The sequence below is a fragment of the Modestobacter lapidis genome, assembly GCF_054780755.1.
The window spans coordinates 1-25317 of the sequence record NZ_BAAGVS010000027.1; the positions used below are offsets into that span (position 1 = coordinate 1).

The 25317-nt window shown below is 75.1% G+C and carries 23 protein-coding genes and 1 pseudogene; 11 read left to right on the top strand and 13 right to left on the bottom strand.

The genetic code is table 11. From position 1 onward, the window contains the following. The 4 genes and pseudogenes from ACYVG5_RS18970 to ACYVG5_RS18985 all read left to right on the top strand — a co-directional run. Positions 1 to 792, top strand: a pseudogene (locus ACYVG5_RS18970) (GTP-binding protein HSR1); the annotation flags it as partial. A 72-nt stretch (positions 793 to 864) separates the two neighbouring features. Further along, a complete protein-coding gene (locus ACYVG5_RS18975) occupies positions 865 to 1206 on the top strand; it encodes a hypothetical protein (RefSeq protein WP_222047265.1) in 342 nt (113 codons plus the stop codon). 65 nt (positions 1207 to 1271) lie between these two features. After that, a complete protein-coding gene (locus tag ACYVG5_RS18980; RefSeq protein ID WP_222047264.1) occupies positions 1272 to 2786 on the top strand; it encodes a sensor histidine kinase in 1515 nt (504 codons plus the stop codon). Further along, the gene (locus ACYVG5_RS18985) at positions 2783 to 3445 is read left to right on the top strand and encodes a response regulator transcription factor (RefSeq protein WP_222047262.1); all 663 of its coding nucleotides are present in this window, start codon (positions 2783 to 2785) and stop codon (positions 3443 to 3445) included. Before ACYVG5_RS18980 ends, ACYVG5_RS18985 begins: the two co-directional genes overlap by 4 nt. Before the next feature lie 74 nt (positions 3446 to 3519). Here the strand turns inward: ACYVG5_RS18985 and ACYVG5_RS18990 are convergent, their stop codons facing one another. The 7 genes from ACYVG5_RS18990 to ACYVG5_RS19020 form a co-directional block, all read right to left on the bottom strand. Continuing rightward, the gene (locus ACYVG5_RS18990) at positions 3520 to 3828 is read right to left on the bottom strand and encodes a hypothetical protein (RefSeq protein ID WP_222047260.1); all 309 of its coding nucleotides are present in this window, start codon (positions 3826 to 3828) and stop codon (positions 3520 to 3522) included. An 85-nt stretch (positions 3829 to 3913) separates the two neighbouring features. After that, positions 3914 to 5155 carry a phosphotransferase gene (locus tag ACYVG5_RS18995; protein WP_460683443.1) on the bottom strand — a complete coding sequence of 414 codons (1242 nt, stop codon included), beginning with the start codon at positions 5153 to 5155 and terminating at the stop codon, positions 3914 to 3916. A 69-nt stretch (positions 5156 to 5224) separates the two neighbouring features. Next, positions 5225 to 6415, bottom strand: coding sequence for an MFS transporter (locus ACYVG5_RS19000; RefSeq protein WP_460683444.1), 1191 nt, complete (start codon positions 6413 to 6415; stop codon positions 5225 to 5227). A 95-nt stretch (positions 6416 to 6510) separates the two neighbouring features. Continuing rightward, a complete protein-coding gene (locus ACYVG5_RS19005; protein WP_222047254.1) occupies positions 6511 to 8055 on the bottom strand; it encodes a precorrin-2 C(20)-methyltransferase in 1545 nt (514 codons plus the stop codon). Beyond that, positions 8052 to 8672: a precorrin-8X methylmutase gene (locus ACYVG5_RS19010; protein ID WP_222047252.1), complete on the bottom strand. Its 621-nt coding sequence runs from the start codon at positions 8670 to 8672 to the stop codon at positions 8052 to 8054. The genes ACYVG5_RS19005 and ACYVG5_RS19010 overlap by 4 nt, the downstream gene beginning before the upstream one ends. Next, positions 8672 to 9868 (bottom strand): precorrin-3B synthase, encoded by a 1197-nt coding sequence (gene cobG, locus ACYVG5_RS19015; protein WP_222047250.1) that lies wholly within the window; start codon positions 9866 to 9868, stop codon positions 8672 to 8674. The genes ACYVG5_RS19010 and cobG overlap by 1 nt, the downstream gene beginning before the upstream one ends. A 13-nt stretch (positions 9869 to 9881) precedes the next feature. Beyond that, positions 9882 to 10721: a DUF4383 domain-containing protein gene (locus tag ACYVG5_RS19020; protein ID WP_222047248.1), complete on the bottom strand. Its 840-nt coding sequence runs from the start codon at positions 10719 to 10721 to the stop codon at positions 9882 to 9884. A 205-nt stretch (positions 10722 to 10926) separates the two neighbouring features. Between ACYVG5_RS19020 and ACYVG5_RS19025 the strand changes: the two genes are divergently transcribed. Beyond that, positions 10927 to 11256, top strand: a complete 330-nt coding sequence (locus ACYVG5_RS19025; RefSeq protein WP_222047246.1) for a tetratricopeptide repeat protein — start codon at positions 10927 to 10929, stop codon at positions 11254 to 11256. Positions 11257 to 11290: 34 nt separating this feature from the next. On the opposite strand, the gene ACYVG5_RS19030 is transcribed toward ACYVG5_RS19025, so the two are convergent. From ACYVG5_RS19030 to ACYVG5_RS19040, 3 genes are all read right to left on the bottom strand, one after another. Further along, positions 11291 to 12793: an alanine/glycine:cation symporter family protein gene (locus ACYVG5_RS19030; RefSeq protein ID WP_222047245.1), complete on the bottom strand. Its 1503-nt coding sequence runs from the start codon at positions 12791 to 12793 to the stop codon at positions 11291 to 11293. Next, complete coding sequence (locus ACYVG5_RS19035) at positions 12793 to 13230, bottom strand: universal stress protein (protein WP_222047242.1); 438 nt, start codon at positions 13228 to 13230, stop codon at positions 12793 to 12795. Before ACYVG5_RS19035 ends, ACYVG5_RS19030 begins: the two co-directional genes overlap by 1 nt. Before the next feature lie 198 nt (positions 13231 to 13428). Further along, entirely contained in the window at positions 13429 to 14661 is a 1233-nt protein-coding gene (locus tag ACYVG5_RS19040) for a cation:proton antiporter domain-containing protein (protein ID WP_222047240.1), read from the bottom strand. A gap of 240 nt (positions 14662 to 14901) precedes the next feature. Between ACYVG5_RS19040 and ACYVG5_RS19045 the strand changes: the two genes are divergently transcribed. The 5 genes from ACYVG5_RS19045 to ACYVG5_RS19065 all read left to right on the top strand — a co-directional run bounded on the left by ACYVG5_RS19045 (position 14902) and on the right by ACYVG5_RS19065 (position 22185). Further along, positions 14902 to 15495 (top strand): FKBP-type peptidyl-prolyl cis-trans isomerase, encoded by a 594-nt coding sequence (locus ACYVG5_RS19045; RefSeq protein WP_222047238.1) that lies wholly within the window; start codon positions 14902 to 14904, stop codon positions 15493 to 15495. Positions 15496 to 15599: 104 nt separating this feature from the next. Then, positions 15600 to 16850, top strand: a complete 1251-nt coding sequence (locus ACYVG5_RS19050) for a cytochrome P450 (protein WP_222047236.1) — start codon at positions 15600 to 15602, stop codon at positions 16848 to 16850. Positions 16851 to 17071: 221 nt separating this feature from the next. Beyond that, entirely contained in the window at positions 17072 to 20728 is a 3657-nt protein-coding gene (gene cobN / locus ACYVG5_RS19055) for a cobaltochelatase subunit CobN (RefSeq protein WP_222047234.1), read from the top strand. Positions 20729 to 20824: 96 nt separating this feature from the next. Further along, the gene (locus ACYVG5_RS19060; protein ID WP_222047232.1) at positions 20825 to 21904 is read left to right on the top strand and encodes a WD40/YVTN/BNR-like repeat-containing protein; all 1080 of its coding nucleotides are present in this window, start codon (positions 20825 to 20827) and stop codon (positions 21902 to 21904) included. After that, a complete protein-coding gene (locus tag ACYVG5_RS19065; protein ID WP_222047231.1) occupies positions 21901 to 22185 on the top strand; it encodes a MoaD/ThiS family protein in 285 nt (94 codons plus the stop codon). Before ACYVG5_RS19060 ends, ACYVG5_RS19065 begins: the two co-directional genes overlap by 4 nt. A 303-nt stretch (positions 22186 to 22488) precedes the next feature. Here ACYVG5_RS19065 and ACYVG5_RS19070 read toward each other — a convergent pair whose 3' ends face one another. From ACYVG5_RS19070 to ACYVG5_RS19080, 3 genes are read right to left on the bottom strand one after another with little or no spacing between them, the layout of a single operon-like run. Then, positions 22489 to 23217, bottom strand: coding sequence for an adenosylcobinamide-GDP ribazoletransferase (locus ACYVG5_RS19070; protein WP_460683445.1), 729 nt, complete (start codon positions 23215 to 23217; stop codon positions 22489 to 22491). Positions 23218 to 23258: 41 nt separating this feature from the next. Continuing rightward, on the bottom strand, positions 23259 to 23780 hold the full coding sequence (cobU, locus tag ACYVG5_RS19075; RefSeq protein ID WP_222047227.1) for a bifunctional adenosylcobinamide kinase/adenosylcobinamide-phosphate guanylyltransferase: 522 nt from the start codon (positions 23778 to 23780) through the stop codon (positions 23259 to 23261). Further along, on the bottom strand, positions 23777 to 24340 hold the full coding sequence (locus ACYVG5_RS19080; RefSeq protein ID WP_222047612.1) for a histidine phosphatase family protein: 564 nt from the start codon (positions 24338 to 24340) through the stop codon (positions 23777 to 23779). The genes cobU and ACYVG5_RS19080 overlap by 4 nt, the downstream gene beginning before the upstream one ends. Positions 24341 to 24445: 105 nt before the next feature. Here ACYVG5_RS19080 and ACYVG5_RS19085 point away from each other — a divergent pair, with 105 nt between their 5' ends. Further along, positions 24446 to 25246: an oxidoreductase gene (locus tag ACYVG5_RS19085; RefSeq protein ID WP_222047225.1), complete on the top strand. Its 801-nt coding sequence runs from the start codon at positions 24446 to 24448 to the stop codon at positions 25244 to 25246. Positions 25247 to 25317 lie beyond the last annotated feature (71 nt).

Sequence of the window (25317 nt, forward strand, 5' to 3'; positions counted from 1 at the left end):
GGTGAGCGCGGGCCGGGCAGCCGGGCACACGACGCCGACGAGCGGGCGGGGCTGGCCGACGCGCTCGCCGCCGCGGCCGGGGTGCCCTCGGTGGTCAGCGCGGTCGAGCGGTCCGCGTTGCGCCGCGGAGCCGCGCACACCGGCTGGCCGCTGCTGCGCTGGCTGGGCAGGCTGCGGCCCGACCCGCTGGGCCGGCTGCACCTGGGCGACGAGCGGGCCCGCACGTCGCTGCCGGCCGCCGGGGTGGTGCAGCGGGCGGCGGTGACGGCCGCGCTGCGCCGGGCCCGCGACACCGCCGGCGCCGGGCTGCCGCAGGCGTGGCGGGACGACCTGCGCCGCACCGCCGACCTCTCCGAGGAGCGGCTGACCGGCCAGCTGGACCGGGCCGTCGCCGGCACCGACCTGGGCCCGGGCCGGACACCGCTGTGGCAGCGCGGCGTCGGTGCCCTGCAGTGGCTGCTGCTCGTGGTCGCCCTGGCCGGCGCCGGCTGGCTGCTCGGGCTGGTGGCGCTGGGCTGGCTGCAGCTGGACGGCGTCGTCCCGCTGCCCCGGGTGCAGGGCATCCCGCTGCCGACGCTGCTGCTGGCCGGTGGCCTGCTCGCCGGCGCGCTGCTCGCCCTGGTGGCCAGACCCCTGGTCGGGCTGGGCGCCCGGCGGCGGGGGAGGGCAGTGCGCCGCCGCCTCACCGACCGGGTGCAGGACGTCGCCGACGCCGAGGTGCTGGAACCGCTGGAGGGCACCCGGGAGGACCACCAGCGGTTCTGCGCGGCGGTGACCCGCGCCGGGTCCTGAGCCGGCAGGTGGATGAGAGACCTCTCATCCACCTCTCACGGGGCCGTCACCGGGCGCAGCGAGGCTGAGCCGGTGCGCTCCCGTCCGGTCGTCGTCCTCGCGGGGGTGCTGCTCGCCCTGGTGCTCACCGGACTGGGATGGGCCGCGCTGCGGCCGGCGGGCGCCGGTCCCGGGCCGATGCCGCTCCCGATCACCGTTCCGCAGTCCCCGGCCGGACCGTCGGCCCGAACCCCGCCGACGGTTTCCACGGAGCAGGAGCCGGGGCCGGCCGCCCCGGAGCCGCCGGCCCCGACCCCCGGCGACGTCGTCCCGCCGCCACCCATCGACGACGACGATGATGACGACGACGGCGCGGACGATGACGCGGACGACGGCGCGGACGACGGGCCGGATGACGAGCGGGACGACGACTGACCACGACCCGGCCGCTGGGCGCCCGGACGGGGACGACCGGCGAACTCCGTGCGTTGAAGGCTCCGGTGACTCCGAGGCGGGCAGCGACGGGCCGGTGGCGGTGGGGGCCGCGCGCTGCCCGTACCCGGATCATCGGCTGGGTCCTGCTGCTGGTGCTGCTCGCTCTCGCCGTGGTCACGCTGGTCACCTGGCGGCTGCTCGTCAACGCCACCGACGCGCGCATGGATGCCGCCCTGGAGGGCGAGGTCTACGAGTTCCGCCAGATCACCGCGGAGGGCTTCGACCCGAGCACCGGGCAGCCGTTCGCCTCGGTCGCCGACGTCCTCGAGACGGTGATCACGTACAACCTGGCGCGGCCCAACGAGAAGTTCCTCGGCTACGTCGACGGGCAGTACCGCTACCAGAGCCGCCTGCAGGCGCCGGTCGTGCTCGGCGACGATCCCGCGTTCACCGCGCTGGTCGGATCGGTGACCGACACGGTCGCCGGCAGCTACCACAGCGGCGCGGGCGAGGTCCGCTACCTCGCGGTCCCGGTGACCTTGGAGGGCGACCCGGGCCAGGGCGTCGCCGTCGTCGCCTACTTCGCCGACCAGGAGCGGGAGGCCGCCGACGAGACGGCCCGGCTGATGCTGGGAGTCGGCGGGCTGACCACGCTGCTGGCCGCCGGCGGCGCGTGGGTGGTCGCCGGGCGGATCCTGCGCCCGGTGCGGGACATCGCCGCCACGGCGCAGGCGATCACCGACACCGACCTGTCCCGCCGGATCCCGGTCGAGGGCCGCCCGGCCGACGAGCTCGGCGAGCTGGTCGCCTCGGTCAACGCCATGCTGGACCGGGTGGCCGGCGGCGTGGCCGCGCAGCGGCGGTTCCTGGACGACGCCGGGCACGAGCTGCGGACGCCGATCACCATCGTCCGCGGCCACCTCGAGGTGCTCGACCCGGCCGACCCCACCGACGTCCGGGAGTCCGTGGCCCTCGTCGACGACGAGCTGGACCGGATGAACCGGATCGTCACCGAGCTGCTGCTGCTCGCCCGGGCGGAGCAGCCGGAGTTCGTCCGCCCGCAGCCGGTCGACGTCGGGGCGCTGACCGTCGACGTGTTCGACAAGGTCCGGCAGCTGGGCGATCGGGCGTGGGCGCTGGAGGCCACGGCGGACGTCGACGCCGTGCTCGACCCGCAGCGGGTGACCCAGGCGCTGGTCGCGCTGGCCGACAACGCCGTCCGGTACACCGCCCCCGGTGACCGGGTCGCCCTGGGGAGCCAGCTCACCGGTGGTGAACTGCGGCTCTGGGTGGCCGACAGCGGCCCGGGGATCGCCGAGGCCGACCGGGACCGGGTGTTCGAGCGGTTCGCCCGCGGGGCGGCCGGGATCCGGCGCTCGGACGGGGCGGGGCTGGGGCTGTCGATCGTCCAGGCGATCGCCACGGCGCACGGTGGCCGGGTGGTGCTCGACAGCGTCATCGGCCGCGGCTCGACGTTCGCCGTCGTCCTGCCCGCCGTGCTGGCCCCGCTGGCTCCCGACGACCCGGCGGCCTCGCCCGACGCCGGCACCGATCCCGCTGCCCGAGGAGGCCGATCATGAGCCGGGTGCTCATCGCCGAGGACGAACCCCGCATCGCCGCCTTCGTCGAGAAGGGGCTGCGGGCGCACGGCTTCACCACCACCGTCGTCGGCGACGGGGTCACCGCCCGGAACCTGGCCCGCAGCGGGGAGTTCGACCTGCTGCTGCTCGACATCGGGCTACCGGGCATGGACGGGTTCGCGGTGCTGCGCGCCCTGCGGGCCGAGCGGTGCGCCATCCCGGTGGTCGTGCTGACCGCGCGGGACAGCGTCCAGGACACCGTGGCCGGGCTGGAGGGCGGCGCCGACGACTACATGCCCAAGCCGTTCCGCTTCGAGGAGCTGCTGGCGCGGGTGCGGCTGCGGCTGGCCGGTGACCGGCTGGCCGAGGTCACCGTGCTCACCTGCGGCGACCTGGCCCTGGACCTGCGCACCCGGCGGGCCGACGTGGGCGGCCGGGTGGTGGACCTCTCCGCCCGGGAGTTCACCCTGGCCGAAACGTTCCTCCGGCACCCCGGTCAGGTGCTGGCCCGGGAGCAGCTGCTCAGCCACGTGTGGGGCTACGACTTCGACCCCGGCTCCAACGTCGTCGACGTCTACGTCCGCTACCTGCGCAAGAAGCTGGGCGCCGAGCGGATCGAGACGGTGCGGGGGATGGGGTACCGGCTCGTCGCGGACTGACCGGTCCGCACGGCAGTGCGGCCCCCGACCGGGGACCGGTCGGAGGCCGCGGGGTGCGGGGTGCGGGGACGGGGTCAGTCGTCGGGCGTGCCGTCCGGGCTGGCGTCGTCCGGGCTGGCGTCGTCCGGGCTGGCGTCCGGGCTGTCGGTGACGCTCTCGGCCGGGGAGTCGGCGCTCTCGGGGGAGGCGTCCGCGGCCGGCACGGCGGCCGGGGCGTCCGGGGCCGGGGCGTCGTCGTCGGCGGCGGCGGCCACCGAGATCCCGGCGGGCACCGGACGGGTGCGGTCGTCGTCCGCGGCGGCGACGCCGGCACCGGCGACGCCGAGACCGGTCAGCGCGACGCCGAGGGTGGCGATCTTCCAGGTGGCGGGGCGGGCGTTCATCGGGGGTCCTCTCGTCGGTGGGTGGTACGGGATCCAGGTTGTCCGCCGCCGATGAGGGCTCCGGGAGAGGTGGATGAGCACTTCCTCATGTGCGGTCCAGCTCGCGCTCGGCCAGGCCCAGTCGCGCCTCGGTGAGCTCGGGCCACCCACGCTGCTGCACCCGGAACGGGCCGGTCGCCAGCCCCAGGAGCACCGCGGAGATCCGCGGGGCGAGCTCGGCTGCGGGCCAGCGCACCGCCGCGGCGGCGCGCAGCTGCGCGGCGTACCGGTCGACGGTCGCCGGCTCGGGCAGCAGCTCCCCGAGCAGGGTCAGGTGACCCAGCAGGGTGGCCCAGTCGTCGAGCCGCGCACCGCGGCCGGCGGTGTCCACGTCGAGGAGCCCGGTCACCGTGCCCCCGTGGAGCAGCAGCTGGGACTCGTAGAAGTCACCGTGCACCGGCACCAGCGGGTGGTCGCCGGGGTCGGCGGCGGCGAGCCGGTCCGCCAGCCGGGTCAGCCGGGGACGCAGCGGAGCGGCGACCAGCCCGAGGACGGCGGCGTGCCGGGCCACCCGCGCCCGTGCGTCACCGGGGGTGGGCCCGACCGGTGCCGCGGCATCCGGCGCGGGGAGGGCGTCGAGCAGCGCGTCGATCGCGTCGGACGTCGGCAGCCCGGCGCCGTCGCCGCCGGCGAGCAGGTCGCGCATCGGGGTGCCCGGCATCGCCGGCAGGACGACGACGCCGTCCGCGGTGGCTGCCAGCACCGGGGGCACCGGGACGGAGCCGGCCAGGGCGGTGTGCTGGGCGGCCAGCCGCTCGGCGGCCCGGGGGCGCACCACCTTCAGGAACAGCCGCCGGCCGGGCGCCGTCACCTCGATGACCGCCCGCCGCCCCGGACGGTAGGCCCGCAGCCGCAGCCGGGGCCCCTCCAGCGGCAGGCCGAGCGCCGGCAGCCGCTCGGCGACGGCGGCCGCGGAGGCGGCCCAGGACAGGCCCGGCAGCGCCGGGTCCAGCGGCCACCGCCACACCCCGACCTCGACCGGCACGCCGGCCACCCCGCCGGCGACCACGGCGGCGCCGGCCGGGATGCGACTGCCGGTGACCGCGGCCAGGGGCTCGGTGGTCCGGCGCCCGCCGGGCCACTCGACCGTGGCGCTGTACTGCACCGTCGCGGCGGTGCTCGGCTGCAGGGTGACCGATGTCGACCGGAGGTCCTGCAGCCGGCCGCCGGCGGTGGCCAGCACGGTCGACCACAGGTCCTCGGCGGCGGGCCCCAGCAGCAACTGCAGCGACGGCGGCCAGCCGGCGGTCGGCTCGGTCCGGTCGGCAGCGGTCAGCGCAGGGGGCACCCCGTCACGGTCGGTGCGCCCGATGACGGCCCGGTGAGCTCCGGATGAGAAGGCGCTCATCCACCCGGCTCAGCGGGTGAGCACCGCCTCGGACTCGGCGGGCACGGTGCCGACCGGGGCGGCCGCGGTCCGGCGCCGGTCCAGGGTGAGCCCGACGACCGATACCAGGGTCAGCACGATCACCACGGCGCCGTAGACCTCCGCCGTCCGTCCCAGGCCGATCTGCGTGGCGGCGATGCCGGCGGCGATCGCCGGCAGGCTGAACGCCAGGTAGCTGAACGTGAAGACGGCAGCCAGCAGCCCGGCCCGGCGGCCGGGCTCGACGCCTGCGGTGACGGTGCCCATCGCGCCGGCGAACGCGGTGCCGAACCCGTACCCGGAGACCACGCCGGAGGCGAGGAAGAAGGCCACGGAGTCGGTGGACAGCGCGGCGATCGTGCCGGTGACACCGGCGACCAGGACCAGCCCGCCGACGGCCATCGCCGTCGGGCCGGCCACCCGCTGCGTGCTCAGCGACCCGGCCAGGCTGAACACGTTGAGGGCCAGGATCGGCAGCGCCCCGACCGCGTGGTCGTCGATCCGGTACACGTCGGCCATCACCGAGGGGGCCAGCGAGGCGTAGAGCCCGCCCAGCGACCAGGTCGCCAGCAGGCAGGGCACCACCAGCCAGAACGCCCGGCGCTGCGGCGCCGGCACGGCCACCCGGGGAACGAACGACGCGGCCGCGCCGGGCAGCCGCGGCGAGGACTCGGGCAGGAACAGTGCGATGCCCACGGCGGCCAGCAGGCAGATCGTGGTGAGCGCGCCGAAGACCCAGGCGGTCGGGGAGGGCAGGTGCTGCACGGCCAACCCGGCGCCGACCGCCCCCAGGGCCAGGCCGAGGGCTGGGGAGGCGGCGTTCGCCAGCGACCCGCGCGGCCGGTCGGGGTCCTGCAGGTCGAGCAGCGCGGCGCCGAACGCGCCGGTGATCGCCCCGGTGGCCAGACCCTGCACGATGCGGGCGGCGAGCAGCCAGCCGACGCCGTCGGCGACGAGGAACAGCACCATCGACGCCGCCTCGACGACGAGCGCCGCGGTGATCACCGGCCGCCGGCCCACGTGGTCGCTGAGCCCGCCGACCACCAGCAGGGCCAGCAGCAGCGCGAAGGCGTAGACCCCGAAGACGACGGTGAGCAGGCCGGAGCCGAAACCGAACTCCTCGGCGTAGACCCGGTAGAGCGGGGACGGCACGCCCGAGGCGATCAGCACGATCACCTGCACGATCGCGACCGTCCAGAATGCCGCGGGTCGGGACAGGCGACGGCTCGGCACGAGTGGTTGCAAGGCGGAACCGGTCTCCGGTGTTCCCGCCCGCCCTACCGGCAGGCGGGATAGCGGCGGGAGGTGAACACCTGGCCGGACGGCGTCACCCGCGTCTGCGACGAGCCGACGATCACCAGGCAGCGCATGTCGACGGTCTCGGGGTCGAGCTCGCCCAGCGTGGTCACCGTGACCGACTCCTCGGGGCCGCCGACGTCCCGGCCGACGACGACCACCGTCCCGGGCTCGCGGCCCTCCAGCAGCACGTCGCGGGCCGCGGCCAGCTGGTGCGGCCGGGCCCTGGACCGCGGGTTGTACAGCGCCAGCACCAGGTCGGCGGCCGAGGCGTGCCGCAGCCGGTCGACGACGACGTCCCACGGTTTGAGGACGTCGGACAGCGACATGACCGCGAAGTCGTGGCCCAGCGGCGCCCCCACCCGGGCGGCCACGGCCTGGGCGGCGGTGAGCCCGGGCAGCACCCGGACCTCGACGCCGGCGAACTCCGGTGCGGCCGCGACCTCGAGTACCGCGGCGGCCATCGCGAACACCCCGGGATCGCCGCTGGAGACCACCGCCACCCGGCGTCCGGACTGCGCCAGCCGCAGCGCCGCCGCGGCCCGCTCGGCCTCCACCCGGTTGTCGCTGGGGTGCCGGGTCTGCCGCGGGTTGGCCGGCACCCGGTCCAGGTAGGGGCCGTAACCGACCAGGTCGTCGGCGCGGGAGAGCGCCTCGGCGGCCTCGGGCGTGGTCCAGCTGCGCTGCCCGGGGCCCAGGCCGACGACGATCACCTCGCCGGTGCGCAGCGGCTCGTCGTCCGGCCGGTCGGGGTTGTTGCCCGGCCCGGTCAGGGGGGAGGGGAGCAGCGCGAGGGAGAAGTAGGGGACCGTCTCGGGGTCGACCTCGGCCAGCGGGGCGACCCTCTGCCGGTCGGTGGTGGCCCGCTCCACGTAGTACGCCCGGTCGAGCACGCCGGCGGCCTCGAAGGCGTCCCGGACGTTGCCGAACGTGCGGCCCAGCTTCAGCACCGCGGCGGAGTCGGTGGTGGCCAGCCACTCGGCCAGCTCCTCGGTGGGGAGTGTGCCGGGCAGCACGGTGAGCACCTCGTCCCGCTCGACCAGCGGCCGGCCGAGCACCGCGGCGGCGCCGCTGACGCTGGTCACGCCGGGCACCACCTCGGTCGGGTACCGGTGTGCCAGCCGCTTGTGCATGTGCATGTAGGAGCCGTAGAAGAACGGGTCGCCCTCGGCGAGGACGACGACGTCCCGGCCGGCGTCCAGGTGGGCGGCCAGCCGGGCGGCGGCGGCCTCGTAGAACTCGTCGATCGCGCCCTGGTAGCCGCCGGGGTGCTCGGTGGTCCCGGTGGTCACCGGGTAGACCAGCAGCTCCTCGGTCTGGCCGGCGCGCAGGTAGGGCGCGGCGAGCGCGCGGGCCACCGACCGACCGTGCTGTGCGGCGTGGAAGGCGACGACGTCGGCCGCGCCGATCAGCCGGGCCGCCTTGACCGTGACCAGCTCCGGGTCGCCGGGCCCCAGTCCCACCCCGTACAGCCGCCCGCTCGTCCCCGGGCCAAAGTCGCGACTTTGGCCCTCCTGGATGCTCATTCGGCGGTGCTCGCGATCGCGTTCACGGCGGCGGCGGTGATCGCGCTACCGCCGCGCCGGCCGCGGACGACCAGGTACTCCAGGTCGGCGGCGGCGAGCGCCTCCTTGGACTCCACCGCCCCGATGAAGCCGACGGGTATGCCGATCACGGCGGCGGGGCGGGGTGCCCCGGCGGCGACCATCTCCAGCAGGTGGAACAGCGCGGTCGGGGCGTTGCCGATGGCCACGACGGCGCCGTCCAGCCGGTCGCCCCACAGCTGCAGGGCCGCGGCCGTGCGCGTCGTCCCCAGGTCGGCGGCGAGCGCCGGCGTGCGCGGGTCGTTCAGCGTGCAGATCACGTCGTTGTCCTTGGGCAGCCGGCGACGGGTGATCCCGGCGGCGACCATCTGGGCGTCGCACAGCACCGGGGCGCCGGCGGACAGCGCCTCCCGGCCCCGGGCGACGACGTCGGGGGAGAACGCGAGGTCGGGCACCAGGTCCACCTGGCCGCAGGCGTGGATCATCCGGACCGCCACCCGGGCGACGTCCTCGGGCAGCCCGGAGAGGTCGGCCTCGGCGCGGATCGTGGCGAAGGACTGCCGGTAGATCTCGGCGCCGTCGTGCTCGTAGGAGTGCATCAGTCCTCTTCGACTCCGCTGCGTTGGATGTCATAGCCGGCCGGGGTCGCGACGACGTCGACCACCCCGCCCTGTGGTCGGCCGCAGCGGCGTCCGCAGCCGGCCCAGTGCTGACGTGCGCCGCCGGCCGGTAGCGCTCCGGTGGTGACCGCGGCGGTGGCGTCGCCCCGCACGTCGGCCAGCGACTTCGCGCAGCCCGGCCGGCCGGCGCAGGTGGTGACCCGCAGCCAGGGGCTCGCCTCGTCGAACACCATGCCGGTGCGGTGCAGGTCGACGGCGGCGTCGTCGACGGCGTCCTCGGCGAGGTCGGGCACGGCGACGCTGCGCCACGGGGTCAGCTGCACCTCGTCGGCCAGGCGGGCGAGGAGGTCGGCCTGGTCGGCGCCGAGCCGGCCGAGCCGGACGACGCCGAGCAGCGCCGTCCGGCCGTCCACCTGCGTCACCGCCCCGACCGGCCCCACCACCGGCGCGCCCGGCACCTCCACCGCGGGGCCAAAGTCGCGACTTTGGCCCCGGAGGCGGGTGGCGACGCGGGCTGGGCCGTCGTCGAGCTCGGCCAGGCGCCAGGCGGTCGCGCCCTGGGCGTCGCGTTCGGCGAGGAACGCGCGGGCGGCGGCCAGGGCCAGCGGAACGGCGTCGGCCGGGGCGGCCCGCCGGCCGGAGTCGATGCCGCCGAGGGTCAGCGCGACCTCGGTGGCGGAACGGGCGAGCAGGCCGACGTCCCCGCCCAGACCGGCCACGTCGCCACGGCCGTCGTCCAGGGTCAGCAGGAAGCGGCCGGGCAGCCCGGCCAGCGCCGGGTCGGCGCACAGGCCGGCGTCCAGCGCGGTCACCCAGGGCCGGACGTCGAGGTGACCGCCGCCCGCCCGGCCGGACAGGACGCTGGCCAGCACGTTGCGCACCCGCTCGTGGGTGGCGCTGGGCAGCAGGCCGACCGCGGCCAGCCGATCGCCCAGGCGGGGCTCGGCACCGGCGGGCAGGCCGCGCAACTGCAGGTTGCCCCGGCTGGTCAGCTCCAGGTGGCCGTCGCCGAGGTCGCGGGCCGCGCCGGCCAGCACCCGGAGTTGCGTGGCGGACAGCAGGCCGCCGGGGATGCGGACCCGGGCCAGCGCGCCGTCGGCGGCCGGGTGCGTCTGCAGGGCACCCGGGCAGGCGTCGACCCGGCGACGGGTCGGGGCGGGCGCGGCGGAGGACATGGCGCCCGCGAGGCTACTTCCCGGCCACCCGCCGGGCTCCGTGCCGCCGTCGGCGGGCCAGACCCGCGATCCGGTCGCGGACCGATGCAGGAGGGGCCGCAGGGAGCGGGCCACCGGCCGGTGCGGTGCGCTGCGCGTCGACCTGCAGCCACACCCGGCGCCGGTCCGCCCGGGTGTGGACGGCGTGCATGGCCTGGACGCGGCGCCGCTGCTCGTCGGTCGCCCGGTGCTCGAGGACCGCGAGCTCCGCCTCCCGCATCGCGGCCTCGGCGGCGAACTCCTCGGCGGTGGAGGGATAGGACTCCGGCGGCTCGGCCGGCCCGGTGCCGGCGTGGGCGTACGGGCTGTCGGGCGGCAGGTTGCCGCTGATCCGGCCGTAGGCGCCGAGCACCAGCAGCACGAGCCCGACGACGACGGAGAACAGCACGTTGCTCATCTCGAAGGCCAGCACGTTGAACGAGGTGCGCAACGCGGCCAGGTTTCCCAGTGCGGACAGCAGGAACAGCGACCCGATGACGATCATCACGGTGGAGGCGACCCGGGGCCCGCGGAGGTCAGCGCCGATGAGGAGGGCGGCGGTGACCAGCGAGAGCACCGAGAGCAGGCCGTTGGAGGACAGGCCGAGCACGTCCTCGCCCTCGGTGGAGAAGAAGTCCAGCCCACCGCTGAGCCCCAGCACGCCGAAGAGCAGCAGGAACAGCGCGACGACCAGCGCACCGGCCCGTTGGACCCGGTACACGCCCGGCGTGGGTGCGCCGCCCGGCGTGGGTGCGTCGTCCGACGCGGGGCCCGCGCCGGACGGGGCGGGAGCGGACCGGGGGGTGTGGTGCGGGAGGTGGCTCTTCAGGTTCATGGCGTACTCCGTCGGTGGAGTCACACGGCACGGTCATGTCGTGATGCGATACTAGTCGTCTTTGTGATGCGCGTCTCCTCTCGGACGGCGTCCGGCTCCGCGGGAGACGTGCGGGCGACCCGGGCCGGTTCCGCGCCCTCCCGGTCAGCCGCCGCGGGATGGGCGCGCGGACGGCCGCTGTTGTGGTGCTGGAGAGGAGAACGACATGACCGAGCCGCACGAGATCGACCTGCACTCGGAGTACCTCCGGGCGGACCTGTTCTTCGCCATGGGCCAGCCCACCGAGGCCGCCCGGCTTCTCGAGCCGCTGGTCGCCGCCGAGCCCGACCACCAGGCCGCGCTCGAACTGCTGGCCCGCAGCTACTTCGGGTCGGCGCAGCTGGCCCGGGCCGAGCAGGTGCTGACCCGGCTGGTCGAGCTGGCCCCGGCCAGCGGGTGGGCCCGCCGGGCGCTGGCCCGCACCCTGGAGCGGCAGAACCGGTCGACCGAGGCCGTCGTGCACCACCGCATCGCCGACGCCCTCGGCGCCGCCTGAGCCGGCGGGCGGGCTGCGGCCGGGCCCGACCCGGTCAGACCCGCTCGCTCGCCGGGCGGATGTCGCCGTCGGCCAGCCGCCTGCGGTAGCCGAAGATCTCCCGCTTCACCACCCCGGCCATGAGGTAGAGGCCGATGATGTTCGCCAGCGACATCGCGAAGATCATGCTGTCGGAGAAGCCGATCACCGCGTCGAGCGTCGACGATGCCCCGATGACGACGAAGAGGCAGAAGACGAGCTTCCAGGTGCGGTCCACGACCATCGACTCGCCGAACAGGTAGGTCGCCGCCTTCAGCCCGTAGTAGCTCCAGGCCAGCATCGTCGAGTAGGCGAAGAGGATGACCGCGATGGCCAGCACGACCGGGAACCAGGACGCCACCGTCTCGAACGCGGCCGATGTCGTCTGCACTCCCGGGGCGCTCGAGTCGTCGGCGTAGGTGCCGGTGATGACGATGGCCAGGGCCGTCATGGTGCAGATGACCACGGTGTCGATGAACGGCTCGAGGACGGCGACGTGGCCCTCGGTCGCCGGCTCGTTGGTCTTCACCGCCGAGTGCGCGATGGCTGCGGACCCCAGCCCGGCCTCGTTGCTGAAGGCCGCCCGGCGGAAGCCCTGGATCAGCACCCCGACGATGCCGCCGAACCCGGCCTCCGGGCTGAACGCCTGGGTCACGATGTCCGCGAGCGCGCCGGGGACCGCCGTGATGTTGGCGACCAGCACGGACAGGCAGGCGAGCACGTAGAAGACCGCCATGAACGGCACGATCTTGTCCGTCACCCGGGCGATGCTCTTGATCCCGCCGATGATCACCGCACCGACCAGCACGGCGAGCACCAGGCCGAAGACGGCGCCGGCGGCGCCGAAGCCGAGCAGCCCGTCGTCGCCGCCGGTCACCGACCGGGCCTGGCTGAAGGCTTGGTTGGACTGGAACATGTTGCCCCCACCGACGGCGCCGCCGAGGGTGAAGATGCAGAACGCGATCGCCAGGACCTTGCCGAGGGTCCCCATGCCCTTCTCGGCGAGCCCCTTGCTCAGGTAGTACATCGGCCCGCCGGAGACCCGGCCGTCGGGGTAGACGTTGCGGTACTTCACCCCGAGCGTGCACTCCACGCCCTTGGTGCACATGCCCACCAGCCCGGCGATGATCATCCACAGGGTGGCGCCCGGACCCCCCAGGGAGATGGCCACCGCGACCCCGGCGATGTTGCCCAGACCGACGGTTCCGGAGACCGCCGTCGCCAGAGCCTGGAAGTGGGTGACCTCCCCGGCGTCCTCGGGGTCGTTGTAGTCGCCGCGGACGAGCCTGAGCGCGTGCCCGAAGGCCCGGAACTGGAAGCCGCGCAGGTAGATGGTGAAGAAGAAGCCGGCGACCACCAGCCACACGACGATGAGGGGCAGCTCGACGCCCTCGTCGATGAAGGTCAGCGGGACGCTGTAGAAGACGATGCCCGTGATGAAGTCGGAGATCGGTGCGAAGACGTCGTTGACCTGCTCGTCGAAGGAGGCGGCCAGGACCTGCGCGGACGGGGTCGTCATCACGGCACCACCAGGACGGGAACGGGGGAGAGCTGGATCAGGCTGCTCGGCGTCGAGCCGAAGAGCAGCGTCCGGACCCGGCTCTGCCCGATCCGGCCGACCGTGATCCACGCCGCGTCGTGCTCACGGGCCAGGGCGACCAGCGTCTCGGCGGGGTGGCCGTGCCGGACGACGCCCTCGACCTGCAGGTCGCCGATGGTGGACAGCCGGGCGACCACCGGGTCGAGCACCAGCTCCTGGGCGGCCCGCGACTCGCGTTCCTTCTCGATCGAGCGCCGTTCGTTCTCGTCGGCGTTGGTGAAGGCGTAGGGCGACCAGGGGACGACGCAGGCGAGCACCAGCCGCAGTTCGTGTCGACGCGCTGCGTCGGCGGCGGAGTCCGCTGCCCGTCCGCTCGCCTCGCTGCCGTCGAGCCCCACGACGATCGATGCGGACATTGGCTGAACCCCCAGCCGTCGCGGACGTTGCCGGAAAACTAGTGGGCTACGTCACATTCGTGCCAGTGCTGGCGGGAAGGGCGGACCGGCTCGCGGTGGCCTCGCCGGGGCCGTCGGCGGCCCTCGATCGAGGGTCCTCGATCGGCGGCCCCTCGATCGACGGCCCTCGATCGGCAGCCCTCGGTCGGCTGCCCGTGATCAGCTGCCGGCGATCCTGCGATAGAGATGACGTGCCGGGGTCGCGGTGACACCGTGCGCGATCGTGCTCGCGACCACGACCAGGCTGCCGGCGGCCCACGCGCGAGGATCGGTCACCCCGTCGTGGTGGCTGAGCATCAGGTAGAAGACCGCGCTGACCCCGACCGGGCCGAACCAGCCGAGGAAGACCGCGTCCCGGGGCCGCAGGCCCACGGGACGGAGGAGGGCCAGGAGGACCGGTGGCCGGCGGAGGATCAGTACCGCGAGGGGGAACAGCACCGCTGCCCAGCCGAGCTCTGCCCAGTCCGACCACGGCAGGGTGATCCCGACCAGCAGGAACAGCGGGAAGCCCAGGTAGCGGTTCACCCCCTCGTCGACGGTGTCCTGCTCCGCCATCTCGTCGTTGGCGACGGTGGAGTTGTAGGCGAGGCCGGCGACGAAGACGGCGAGGACGCCGTCCGCGTTCAGCAGCCGGGTGATGCCCAGGACGGCGATGGCCAGCATCAGCGTGAGGACGAACGAGGAGCCCTTGTCGACGTCCTGGTTCCTCATGCCCACGCTGACCGCCTTGCCGGCGGCGAGCCCGATGACGATGCCGACGACCACGCCGGTGCCGACCTGGTAGAGGCCGTCCAGCGCGGCGTGCCCCAGGGAGTCGCCGAGCACCAGGGCGATGCCGAGCAGGACCAGCGGCAGCGCCAGCCCGTCGTTGGACCCGGACTCCATCGAGAGCAGTTGGCGCATCCGCGCCGGGAGGTGCTCCTCCGCCGGCTTGCCGGTCACCACGCTCGAGGCGAGCACCGGGTCGGTGGGCGTGATGCAGGCGCCGATCAGCGCGGCCAGCGCCAGGGGGACGCCCAGCAGCAGCCAGGCCAGGCCGGCCGACAGGGCCGCCATCCCGGCCATCCCGGCCAGCACGAGCACCGTGGTGGGCCGGACGATCGGACGCAGCCGGCGGACCGGGTAGCGCAGCGCCACCCCGATCAGCGAGATGGCGAGCAGCACGCGGGCCACCTCGAGCAGCAGCGTGTGCTGCCTGCCCTCCGGCACGCCGAGCAGGCCGAGCACCTCCGGCCCGACCAGCACTCCCATGAGCAGGGCCAGGAGTGGCTCGCTGAGCGGCAGGTTCCGGATCTGGCTGGACACGGTCGCCAGCAGGACGGCCAGGCTCCCGACGAGCGCGTAGCCGAGGTGCAGGTCCTCCACTGGGTGTTCAGCCTCCGGAGCGGTCACGGTGTGATCGGCGCAGGGGGTCTCCGCGGCCGTGGGGAACGATCATGGGGCAGGCCGGGGGCCACCGCGAGTCGGTCGGCGGGCCGGGACGACCGCGCGTGGCTACAGTCGGGGCTCCGCCGTCCCGGGCGCCTGCCGCTGGGACCGGGCGGCCGTCGTCCTCCACCGCACACGGAACCGCGACGAGGTCCTTTCGCCTCGGCGCCCCGACTCGAGCCCCTGCTCGGCCAGGAGAGCCCCATGATCCGCCGCACCGCCCGCCACGGCCTGCTCGCCGTCACCCTGTCGTTGTCGCTCGCTGCCTGTGGTGGCGGCACGGACGAGGGAGCGCAGGAATCCGGGAGCAACGCCGCCGGGACGACCACCGCGGAGGAAGCCCCTCCCGGGGCGGCGACCTCGCAGGCGTGCGAGACACGGGGGGCGACGGCCGAGCCGGCGGCCGGGATCACCACCGACCTGGGCACGGCCCCCGAGGTGCCGCCGTCGGACGCCCCGCCGCCGTGCGACCTGGTGATCAGCGACGTGGTGGTCGGATCCGGTCCCGAGGCCGTCGGGGGATCCACCGTCGCGGTCAAGTACGTGGGGGCGTTCTACGAGACCGGCGAGGAGTTCGACTCCTCCTGGAGCCGCGGGGCGGACGAGACCCTGCCGGTCACCCTCGGTGCCGGGCAGGTCATCCCCGGTTTCGAGCAGGGGATCAGCGGCATGCAGGTCGGTGGACGCCGGATGGTGACCATCCCCAGCGACCTCGGCTACGGCCCGCGCGGTCAGGGCCCGATCCCAGGAGGAGCCACCCTCGTCTTCGTGATCGACCTCGTCGAGGTCAGCGCCTGACAGATCGCCGTCGGCGCCGGTGCGCGAGCGCCGTTCCGTGAGCAGGTGGGGAGTGACATGCCAGAGCTGGACATCGTGGTCGCGACGGGGCAGGAGCCCCGGGCGTGGTGACGGCGGGCATTCCCCGGCTGGATGCCGTCGACAGCAGCGTGGCCCTGCTGCGGGAGGGATACGCGTTCGGTGCGGGGCGGTTCGCCCGCTGCTCGACCGACGTCTTTCAGACCCGCCTGCTGGGCCGCACGGCGTTCGTCGCCTTCGGTGCGGAGGCAGCCCGGCTGCTGTACACGCCGGACCTGATGACCCGCCGTCGCGCGATCCCGGCCACGGCCCTGACCCTGCTCCTGGACCTGGGCAGCGTCGAGATGCTCGAGAACGGGGAGCACCGCCGTCGCAAGCGGATGTTCATGTCGCTGATGACCCCGGCGTCGCTGACCGACCTGGCGGACACCGTCGAGCGGGAGTGGCGGAGCTCGGTACCGACGTGGCAGCAGGCCGGCGAGGTCGTCCTGATGGAGGAGGTCCGCGAGGTGCTGTGCCGGGCGGTCTGCGCCTGGAGTGGGATCCCGCTGGAAACCGGAGACGTGCCCCGGCGGACCCGGCAGCTCGCCGCGATGGTCGAGGGCGCCGGGTCGGTGGGGCCGCGGAACCTGCGCGGCCAGGTCCTCCGGCACCGCGCCGAGCAGTGGGCCGGCACGGTGATCGACCAGGTCCGCAGCGGAGCGCTCCAGGTGGCGGAGGGGACGGCGGCGCACGTGATCGCCTGGCACCGGACGGCCGACGGAGCGCTGCTGGACACCGACCGGGCCCGGGTCGAGCTGATCAACGTGCTGCGCCCCTCCGTCGCGGTCGCCCGGTTCATCACCTACGCAGCCCTGGCCCTGCACCAGTACCCGGACTGCCGGGCCAGGGCAGCCGAGGACGACGGGTACCTCCGCTGGTTCGTGCAGGAGGTGCGCCGCTACTACCCGTTCTTCCCGATGGTGGGTGGCCGGGCACGGCGGGAGTTCGAGTGGCGCGGCCGGCGCTTCTCCCCGGGGTCGTGGTTCCTGCTGGACATCTACGCCACCAACCACGACCCGCGGATCTGGGCCGAGCCCGCCGCCTTCCGGCCCGAGCGCTTCGGCAGCTGGGACGGCGACCCCTACACCTTCGTGCCGCAGGGCGGTGGTGACCACGACACCACCCACCGCTGCGCCGGGGAGTGGCTCACCATCTCGCTCGTGGAGCGGGCCATCCGGCTGCTGAGCACCGCCATGACCTACGAGGTCCCGCTGCAGGACCTCAGCGTCGACCTGTCCAGGATGCCGGCGGCACCCAGCAGCGGCATGCGCATCTCCCGCGTCCGGACGGCCTGACCGGCCCGGCCGCGCTGTCGGGGCCGCCGGAGGGAGGCGGTAGCGTCCACGGCAACCACGGCAGCGCAGCGAGGCGATCGCACCGGCCGCCCGGGGTCACCGGAGCGGCGGCCGGCGGTGCGAAACCGGCGCCGCCCCGCACCTGTGCGCCCGCGGGGGAGGCGGGCGCCTCGGCTGCCGTGCCCGACGACCCGGGGCGCGGACCCCGAGGGAGGCACTCCTTGAGCGCACGCACCTTCACCCTGCTCTCCACGTCCGACACCGACCTGCTGTCGGCCCGGTCCAGTGCCGTGACCTGGCGGCTGGGCAACCCGTCGCGACTGGATGCCGCGGGCATGGTCGCGCTGGCCGAGGGCAGCGACCTGGTGGTCGTCCGGATCCTCGGCGTCCGCCGGCAGTACGAGGAGCTGCTGGCCCCGCTGCTGGCCGGCCCGGCGCCGGTCGTCGTCCTCGGCGGCGAGCAGGTGCCCGACGCCGAGCTGATGGAGCTCTCCACGGTTGCGATGGGCGTGGCGACCGAGGCGCACGGCTACCTCGCCCAGGGCGGGCCGGACAACCTGGCGCAGCTGCACCGGTTCCTCGGCGACACGGTGCTGCTGGACGGCGAGGGCTTCGAGCCGCCGTCCGTCGCCCCCGAGTGGGGTGTGCTGGAGCGTGCCTCAGCGGTGACCGAGGGCCCGACCGTCGCCGTCCTCTACTACCGGGCGCACCACCTGGCCGGGAACACCGCCTTCGTCGAGGCGATCTGCACCGCGATCGAGGACGCCGGCGGCCGGGCGCTGCCCGTCTTCACCGCCTCCCTGCGCAGCGTCGAGCCCGGCCTGGTCGACGTGCTGCGCACCGCCGACGCGCTGGTCGTCACGGTGCTCGCGGCCGGCGGCTCCAAACCCGCCACCGCCTCGGCCGGTGGGGACGACGGCGCCTGGGACGTCGGCGAGCTCGCGAAGCTCGACGTCCCGGTGATCCAGGGGCTGTGCCTCACCAGCAGCCGCGCGCAGTGGGCCGCCAACGACGACGGGCTGTCCCCGCTCGACGTCGGCAACCAGGTCGCCATCCCGGAGTTCGACGGCCGGCTGATCAGCGTGCCGTTCTCGTTCAAGGAGACCGACGCCGACGGCCTCACCTCCTACGTCGCCGACCCCGAGCGGGCCGCGCGGGTGGCCGGCACCGCCGTCGCGCACGCCCGGCTCCGGCACACCCCGCCGGCCGAGCGCCGCATCGTCGTGATGCTGTCCGCGTACCCGACCAAGCACGCCCGGATCGGCAACGCCGTCGGGCTGGACACGCCCGCCTCCGTCGTCCGGCTGCTCGCCGCGATGGCCGGCCAGGGCTACGACGTCGGCCCGTTCGAGGGGCCCGGCGCGCTGCCCGGCCTGGCCGACCTGGACGGTGACGCGCTGGTGCACGCGCTGATCGCCGCCGGCGGCCAGGACGAGAACTGGCTGACCGAGGAGGTGCTGAGCGGCAACCCGGTGCGCATCGGTGCCGCCGACTACCAGGCCTTCTTCGCCACGCTGCCCGTCGAGCTGCGCGCGGCGATGGAGGAGCACTGGGGCCCCGCACCGGGAAAGCTCTTCGTCGACGAGTCGACAAACGGACACGGCGACATCGTCTTCGCCGCGCTGCGGGCCGGGAACGTCGTGGTGATGGTCCAGCCGCCGCGCGGCTTCGGGGAGAACCCGATCGCGATCTACCACGATCCCGACCTGCCGCCGTCACACCACTACCTGGCCGCCTACTGGTGGCTGCGGTCTGGTCGGGATGCTGGCGGATTCGGGGCGCACGCCATGGTGCACGTCGGCAAGCACGGGAACCTCGAGTGGCTGCCCGGCAAGACCGTGGGGATGTCGGCGGCCTGCGGTACCGACGCGGCGATCGGCGACCTGCCGCTGGTCTACCCGTTCCTGGTCAACGACCCGGGCGAGGGCACTCAGGCCAAGCGCCGGGCGCACGCCACCCTGGTCGATCACATGGTGCCGCCGATGGCCCGCGCCGACTCCTACGGCGACATCGCCCGGCTGGAGCAGCTGCTCGACGAGCACGCCAACATCGCCGCAATGGACCCGGCGAAGCTGCCCGCCGTCCGCCAGCAGATCTGGACGCTGCTGCAGGCCGCCAAGCTCGACTCCGACCTGGGCCTTGCCGAGCGGCCCGAGGACGACCACTTCGACGAGATGATCCTGCACGTCGACGGCTGGCTCTGCGAGATCAAGGACTCCCAGATCCGCGACGGGCTGCACGTGCTGGGCACCCCGCCCAGCGGCGGGAACCGGGTCGATCTGGTGCTGGCGATGCTGCGGGCCCGGCAGATCTGGGGCGGTGCGGTCGCGCTGCCCGGGCTGCGGGAGGCGCTCGGCCTGACCGAGGACGGCACCGCCGGGCTGAGGGCGACCGACGCGGTCGAGGCGCAGGCCGCCGCGCTGGTGGCCGGCATGGAGGCGGCCGGCTGGGCAGAGATGGCCATTTCTGCCCTCGTGCGCGAAGTGCTGGGCCGGGACGACGAGGCGGTCGCCGCGGTGCTGCGGTTCGCCGTCGAGGAGGTCGTGCCCCGGCTGGAGCGCACCACCGACGAGCTGGACATGACCCTGCACGCCCTGGACGGCGGCTACGTGCCGGCCGGGCCGTCCGGGTCGCCGCTGCGCGGGCTGGTGAACGTGCTGCCGACCGGGCGCAACTTCTACTCCGTCGACCCGCGCGCCATCCCCTCCCGGCTGGCCTGGGAGACCGGGTCGGCGATGGCCGAGTCGCTGGTCGAGCGCTACGTCGCCGACACCGGCGCGCACCCCCGCTCGGTGGGCCTGTCGGTGTGGGGCACCTCGGCGATGCGCACCTCGGGTGACGACGTCGCGGAGGTCCTGGCGCTGCTCGGCGTCCGGCCGGTCTGGGACGACGCCTCCCGGCGGGTCACCGGGCTGGAGCCCATCCCGCTCGACGAGCTGGGCCGGCCGCGGATCGACGTGACGGTGCGGATCAGCGGCTTCTTCCGGGACGCGTTCCCGCACGTGGTGACCATGCTGGACGACGCGGTGACCCTGGTGGCCGGCCTCTCCGCCGAGTCCGACGCCGAGAACTACGTGAAGGCCCACGTGGACGCCGACCAGGCCATCCACGGCGACCGCCGGCGGGCCACCACCCGGGTGTTCGGCTCGAAGCCGGGCGCCTACGGGGCCGGCCTGCTGTCGCTGATCGACTCCCGCGACTGGCGCGGGGATGCCGACCTGGCCGAGGTCTACGCCGTCTGGGGCGGCTACGCCTACGGCCGGGATCTCGACGGGGTCAACGCGCGGCCGGACATGGAGACCGCCTACAAGCGGATCGCGGTGGCCGCCAAGAACGTGGACACCCGCGAGCACGACATCGCCGACTCCGACGACTACTTCCAGTACCACGGCGGGATGGTCGCCACCGTCCGTGCGCTGACCGGGGCTGCGCCCGCGGCCTACATCGGCGACTCCACCCGGCCCGAGCAGGTGAAGACCCGGTCCCTGCTCGAGGAGACCTCCCGGGTGTTCCGCGCCCGCGTGGTCAACCCCAAGTGGCTGGCCGCGATGCGCCGGCACGGCTACAAGGGCGCGTTCGAGCTGGCCGCGACCGTCGACTACCTCTTCGGCTACGACGCCACCACCGGGGTGGTCGCCGACTGGATGTACGAGAAGCTCGCCCAGACCTACGTGCTCGACCCGGAGAACCGGGAGTTCATGGAGAAGTCGAATCCGTGGGCCCTGCACGGCATCGCCGAGCGGCTGCTGGAGGCGGTCGACCGGCAGATGTGGGCCGATCCCGACCCGGCGCTGCTCGCCGAGCTGCAGCAGGCCTACCTGGACACCGAGGGCGACCTCGAGGGCGGGGACACCCCGGCGCGAGCCCACTCCCGCTGACGTCGTGCCCGCCACCTGGGGCCAAAGTCGCGACTTTGGCCCCAGCGGGACGACGGGGACCGATGATTTCGTCGGCGCCCGGCGGTCTACTGCTGCATGACCACCACGCTGCTGGCGATCGGCACCCGCAAGGGGCTGTGGCTCGCGACGAGCGACGACCGGCGCACCTGGACCCTGTCGCCGCCGCACTTCCTGATGACCGAGGTGCCGAGCATCGGCATCGACACCCGCGAGGGGCGCGCCCGGCTCATGGTCGGAGTGCGCTCGGAGCACTTCGGCCCGACCGTCGTCCACTCCGACGACCTCGGGCAGACCTGGACCGAGCCGGACGGCGGCGCCATCCGGTTCCCGGCCGACGCCGGTGCCTCGGTCGAGCGGATCTGGCAGCTGCAGCCGGACTCCGCCGACCGGCCCGGGGTGGTGTGGGCCGGCTGCGAGCCGATCTCGGTCTGGCGGTCGGGCGACGGCGGCGAGCACTTCGAGCTGTGCCGTGGCCTGTGGGACCACCCCCACCGCTCCGACTGGGGCGCCGGTGCGGGCGGGTCGGCCGCACACACCGTCATCCCCGGGCCCGAGGGAACGGTGCACGTCGCGATGAGCACCGGCGGGGTCTACCGGACCCGGGACGGCGGGGCCTCGTGGCAGCCGCGCAACGCCGGCATCTCCGCCTACTTCCTGCCCGGGCCGGCACCCGAGTTCGGGCAGTGCGTGCACAAGATCGCCCGCGACGCCGCCGACCCGCGGAGGCTGTACGCGCAGAACCACCACGGCGTCTACCGCTCCGACGACGACGGGGACTCCTGGACCTCGATCGCCGGAGGGCTGCCCTCGGACTTCGGGTTCGTGATGCTGGCCCATCCCCGGCGGGCAGGAACCGCCTGGGTGGTGCCGCTGGTGGCCGATTCGGAGCGGATCCCGCCCGGTGGTGAGCTGGCGGTGCACCGCACCGACGACACCGGGGCGACCTGGCGCCGGTCGGCCGCCGGGTTGCCCGCCGGCGAGTTCAACGCCGTCCTGCGCGACGCGGCAGCAGTGGACTCGGCCGATCCGGTGGGCGTCTACCTCGGCACCCGCGGCGGGGCGGTGTACGCCAGCGCCGACGAGGGGGAGACGTTCAGCCAGGTCGCGGACCACTTGCCCGACGTGCTCTGCGTGCGGGCGGCGGTGCTGCCGTGACGGTGCGGTTGCTGGTGCCCCGGCTGCTCGCCGGGTGCACCGCCGGGCAGCGCGAGCTGGCGATCCCGCTGGTCGGCCCGGGCACCGTCGGCGCAGTGCTGGACACGGTCGCCGCCGACCACCCGGTGTTCGACCGGCGGGTGCGGGACGAGACCGGTGCCCTGCGGCGGCACGTCAACGTCTACGTCGACGGGGAGGACGTCCGCCGGCTGCAGCACCTCGCGACGCCGGTCGGGCCGGACGCCGAGGTCATGGTGATCCAGTCCGTGGCCGGTGGCTGAGCGCAACGGCACGCCGGGTGGCGGGCCCGGCGTCGTGCAGCAGCGCGTTCCGACGAGCCGCGCGGGGCACCGACCAGCAATGGGCATCCTCAGCAGGCTGATGGGCACCGCAGGAAACACCGCCGCCCGTACCGGTCGTTCCGCCGGGCGGGCCACCGGCCGCCCCACCACCGGGCGCCGGGGCATGAAGGCCGCCACTCCCAGGGCCGGCGGCATGCGCCGCGGTAGCGCCACCCCCGCCGCGTCGGGAGGCCTGGGGAGGCTGATCGGCTCCTTCACCGGACGGCGCTGACCGTCCGGGGCTCAGGGCAGCAGGACGGCGGCGGCGAGCAGCGTGCCCGTCGCCGTCACCTCGCCCATCGCTCCCATCACGTCGCCGTTCACCCCGCCCAGCCGCGCGCGGGCCCGGGAGAACAGCGCTTCCGACGCGGCCATGCCCAGGCAGACCGCGGCCACCAGCCCGAGTGCGGCGGGAGCGTCGTGGCTGGCGCCGAACGCCCCGGCCGCCACCGCTGCGACGAGGGTGACGGCGGTGCCGGCCAGCCACGACCGCGAGACGGTGCCGGCGACCGCCTGACCCAGCGACGATCCCTCGGCGATCGGCACCCCCCGCAGCCCGGTGCGGGCCATCGCCACCCGGGCGGCGACCGCGGCCGCCGGCAACGCCGGCCAGCCACCGTCCACGGCCAGCAGGTGCGCCAGGCAGGCGACCTGCAGCAGCAGCGCGAGCACCAGGGTGAGGACGCCGAACGGTCCGACGTCCCCGGCGCGCATCACCGCCAGCGCCCGCTCCCGCCCGCGCAGCGGACCCAGCCCGTCGGCGGTGTCGGCCAGCCCGTCCAGGTGCAGCCCGCGGGTGAGCGCGGCCAGCACCACGATGCCGAGGACGGCGCCGACGAGTGGACTCGCGTACCGGGCGCCCAGCCAGGCCACGCCCACCGCCACCGCTCCGAGGACCAGGCCCACGAGCGGCGCCCAGGGCAGCACCCCGCGGGCGGACGCGGCCGCCGGCACCCGGACGGAGCTGAGCATCCCGAACGACTCCGCGGGGCCGGCCCACCACGCACGGCCCGTCATCGCAGCCGCTGGGGCAGCCCGGCCACCACGAACCACACCTCGTCCGCGGTGGCGGCCAGCCGCTGGTTCACCGTGCCGAGGGTGTCCCGGAACAGCCGCCCGGAGCGGGTCTCGGGCACCACCCCGAGCCCCACCTCGTCGCTGACGGCCACCACGTGCGCCGGTGTCATCACCCAGTTGGTGACCAGCGCGTCGCAGCGGTCGCCCAGCCGTCCCAGCGCCGCGGCGTCCGCCTCATCCCACACGCCGGTCTCGTCCATCAGGGCCGCGACCCAGGTGGTGACGCTGTCGACCAGCACCGTGCCGCGACGCAGCAGCTCGGAGGGGGCGGTGGTCTCCAGCGTCGTCCAACCCGCCGGGCGGCGGGCCCGGTGGGCGGCGACCCGGGCGGCCCATTCCGGATCGGACGGGTCGCCGCTGGAGGCCGCCAGGTAGAGCACGTCGCGCCGGTCGGCGACGAGCTGCTCGGCGTACGCGGACTTCCCCGACCGCGAGCCGCCGAGCACCAACACCCTCATGCCAGTTCCAACCGGGTCACCGAGCCGTTGTGCGGGGTGACCGCCGGCATCGCATCGGGCCCCAGCCCGGCGACGACGGCCTGCAACGCCCGGATGGTGTCGCCGTGGGTGACCAGCGCGACGACATCGGCCGGCGGGTCGGCCCGCAGCCCGGCGAGGTGACCGGCCACCCGAGCGTGCAGCTGGGCCAGGCTCTCCCCGCCGTCGGCGGACCAGTGCGGATCGGTCCAGTCGACGAGGTCCCACAGCTCGCGGGACGGGCGGCCCTCGAGCACGCCGTAGCCCTGCTCGCGCAGCGCGGGCGTGCTGCGCACCGGCAGTCCGGTGGCTCCGGCGCAGTGCTCGGCGGTCTGCACCGCGCGGCGCAGATCGCTGGAGAGCAGGGCGCCGGGGCCGTCGCCCGCCCGGGTCAGCGCCGCCAGCTCGGCCGCCGCAGCGGCCGCCTGCCGGTGGCCGAGCTCGGTGAGCGGTACGTGCGCGGTCTGGCCCTGCATCAGCCCGGCGGCGTTCCACTCGCTCTGACCGTGCCGGACGAGCAGCAGGGTGAGCGGTCGGGCCATGGTGGGGGCAGCGTAGGCCGCCGGGGGCGCGACCGGCCGCGCACCTCCCTGCTCGACGGCGAGCTGGCTGCGGGGCGTACCCACCCGGCTCGTAACGTCGCAGCCGTGACGATCCCGCTGCGGCCCGGCGCCGCCCGCACCGCCGGCCGCCCGGCGCCGCGCCCCACCGGTCCCGACCCGCTGGCCCCACTGCTGGACCTGCCCGGTGTGCGCGATGCCGCCGAGGAGGCCCGCGCCGCGGTGGACCGGCTGCTCGCACACCGGGTGCTGCGCCGGGAGTCGGCCGGGGTGAGCGCCGAGTCGGCGCTGCGCGGGGCCCGTGCCTCCGCTGCGCTGGACGGCGTCGACCGGCCGCTGGCCGACGTCCGGGGCGGCGCGGTCGAGGACCCGATCGTGCAGGGCGCGCTGCGGGTGTCCGCCGGCCTCGGGTCGATGGTGGAGACCTGGGACCGGGCGCCGGGGCAGGTCCTCGCCCGGCTGCACGTGCTGGCCGCCACCGACCTGGTCGACCCGGCCGAGCTCGGCCGACCCGCCGGGCAGGCCGGGGCGCGGCTGGCCGGGCTGTTCGCCGTCATCACGGCGACGACCACCGTGCCGGCAGTGGTGCTGGCCGCGGTCGTGCACGGCGAGCTCGCGGCCCTGGCGCCCTTCGGATCGGCGGACGGCGTGGTCGCCCGCGCCGCCGGCCGGCTCACCGGGATCGCCCGCGGCCTGGACCCGAAGGCCGTGTCGGTGCCCGAGGTCGGCTTCACCGAACTGGGGGCCCCGGCCTACGTCGCGGCCCTCGACGGCTACCGGTCCGGGAGCTCCGCGGGCCTCGCCGGCTGGCTGGTCCACTGCTCCCGGGCCACCGCGCACGGCGCCCTCGAGGGCCTGGCCATCTGCGAGAGCCTGCTCCGCGGGTGAGGTGGGTGCACGTCGTCGTCCTGGCGGACGACACCGCGGCCTGGTGCCGTCCCCTGGTGCGTGGAGCCGCT

Excerpts from the sequence above, each read along its gene's own strand:
- ACYVG5_RS18985 (WP_222047262.1), top strand. The coding sequence starts at position 2,783 with ATGAGCCGGGTGCTCATCGCCGAGGACGAACCCCGCATCGCCGCCTTC.
- ACYVG5_RS18990 (WP_222047260.1), bottom strand. The coding sequence starts at position 3,828 with ATGAACGCCCGCCCCGCCACCTGGAAGATCGCCACCCTCGGCGTCGCG.
- ACYVG5_RS19005 (WP_222047254.1), bottom strand. The coding sequence starts at position 8,055 with ATGAGCATCCAGGAGGGCCAAAGTCGCGACTTTGGCCCGGGGACGAGC.
- ACYVG5_RS19010 (WP_222047252.1), bottom strand. The coding sequence starts at position 8,672 with ATGCACTCCTACGAGCACGACGGCGCCGAGATCTACCGGCAGTCCTTC.
- cobG (WP_222047250.1), bottom strand. The coding sequence starts at position 9,868 with ATGTCCTCCGCCGCGCCCGCCCCGACCCGTCGCCGGGTCGACGCCTGC.
- ACYVG5_RS19020 (WP_222047248.1), bottom strand. The coding sequence starts at position 10,721 with ATGAACCTGAAGAGCCACCTCCCGCACCACACCCCCCGGTCCGCTCCC.
- ACYVG5_RS19025 (WP_222047246.1), top strand. The coding sequence starts at position 10,927 with ATGACCGAGCCGCACGAGATCGACCTGCACTCGGAGTACCTCCGGGCG.
- ACYVG5_RS19030 (WP_222047245.1), bottom strand. The coding sequence starts at position 12,793 with ATGACGACCCCGTCCGCGCAGGTCCTGGCCGCCTCCTTCGACGAGCAG.
- ACYVG5_RS19035 (WP_222047242.1), bottom strand. The coding sequence starts at position 13,230 with ATGTCCGCATCGATCGTCGTGGGGCTCGACGGCAGCGAGGCGAGCGGA.
- ACYVG5_RS19045 (WP_222047238.1), top strand. The coding sequence starts at position 14,902 with ATGATCCGCCGCACCGCCCGCCACGGCCTGCTCGCCGTCACCCTGTCG.
- ACYVG5_RS19060 (WP_222047232.1), top strand. The coding sequence starts at position 20,825 with ATGACCACCACGCTGCTGGCGATCGGCACCCGCAAGGGGCTGTGGCTC.
- ACYVG5_RS19070 (WP_460683445.1), bottom strand. The coding sequence starts at position 23,217 with ATGCTCAGCTCCGTCCGGGTGCCGGCGGCCGCGTCCGCCCGCGGGGTG.
- cobU (WP_222047227.1), bottom strand. The coding sequence starts at position 23,780 with ATGAGGGTGTTGGTGCTCGGCGGCTCGCGGTCGGGGAAGTCCGCGTAC.
- ACYVG5_RS19080 (WP_222047612.1), bottom strand. The coding sequence starts at position 24,340 with ATGGCCCGACCGCTCACCCTGCTGCTCGTCCGGCACGGTCAGAGCGAG.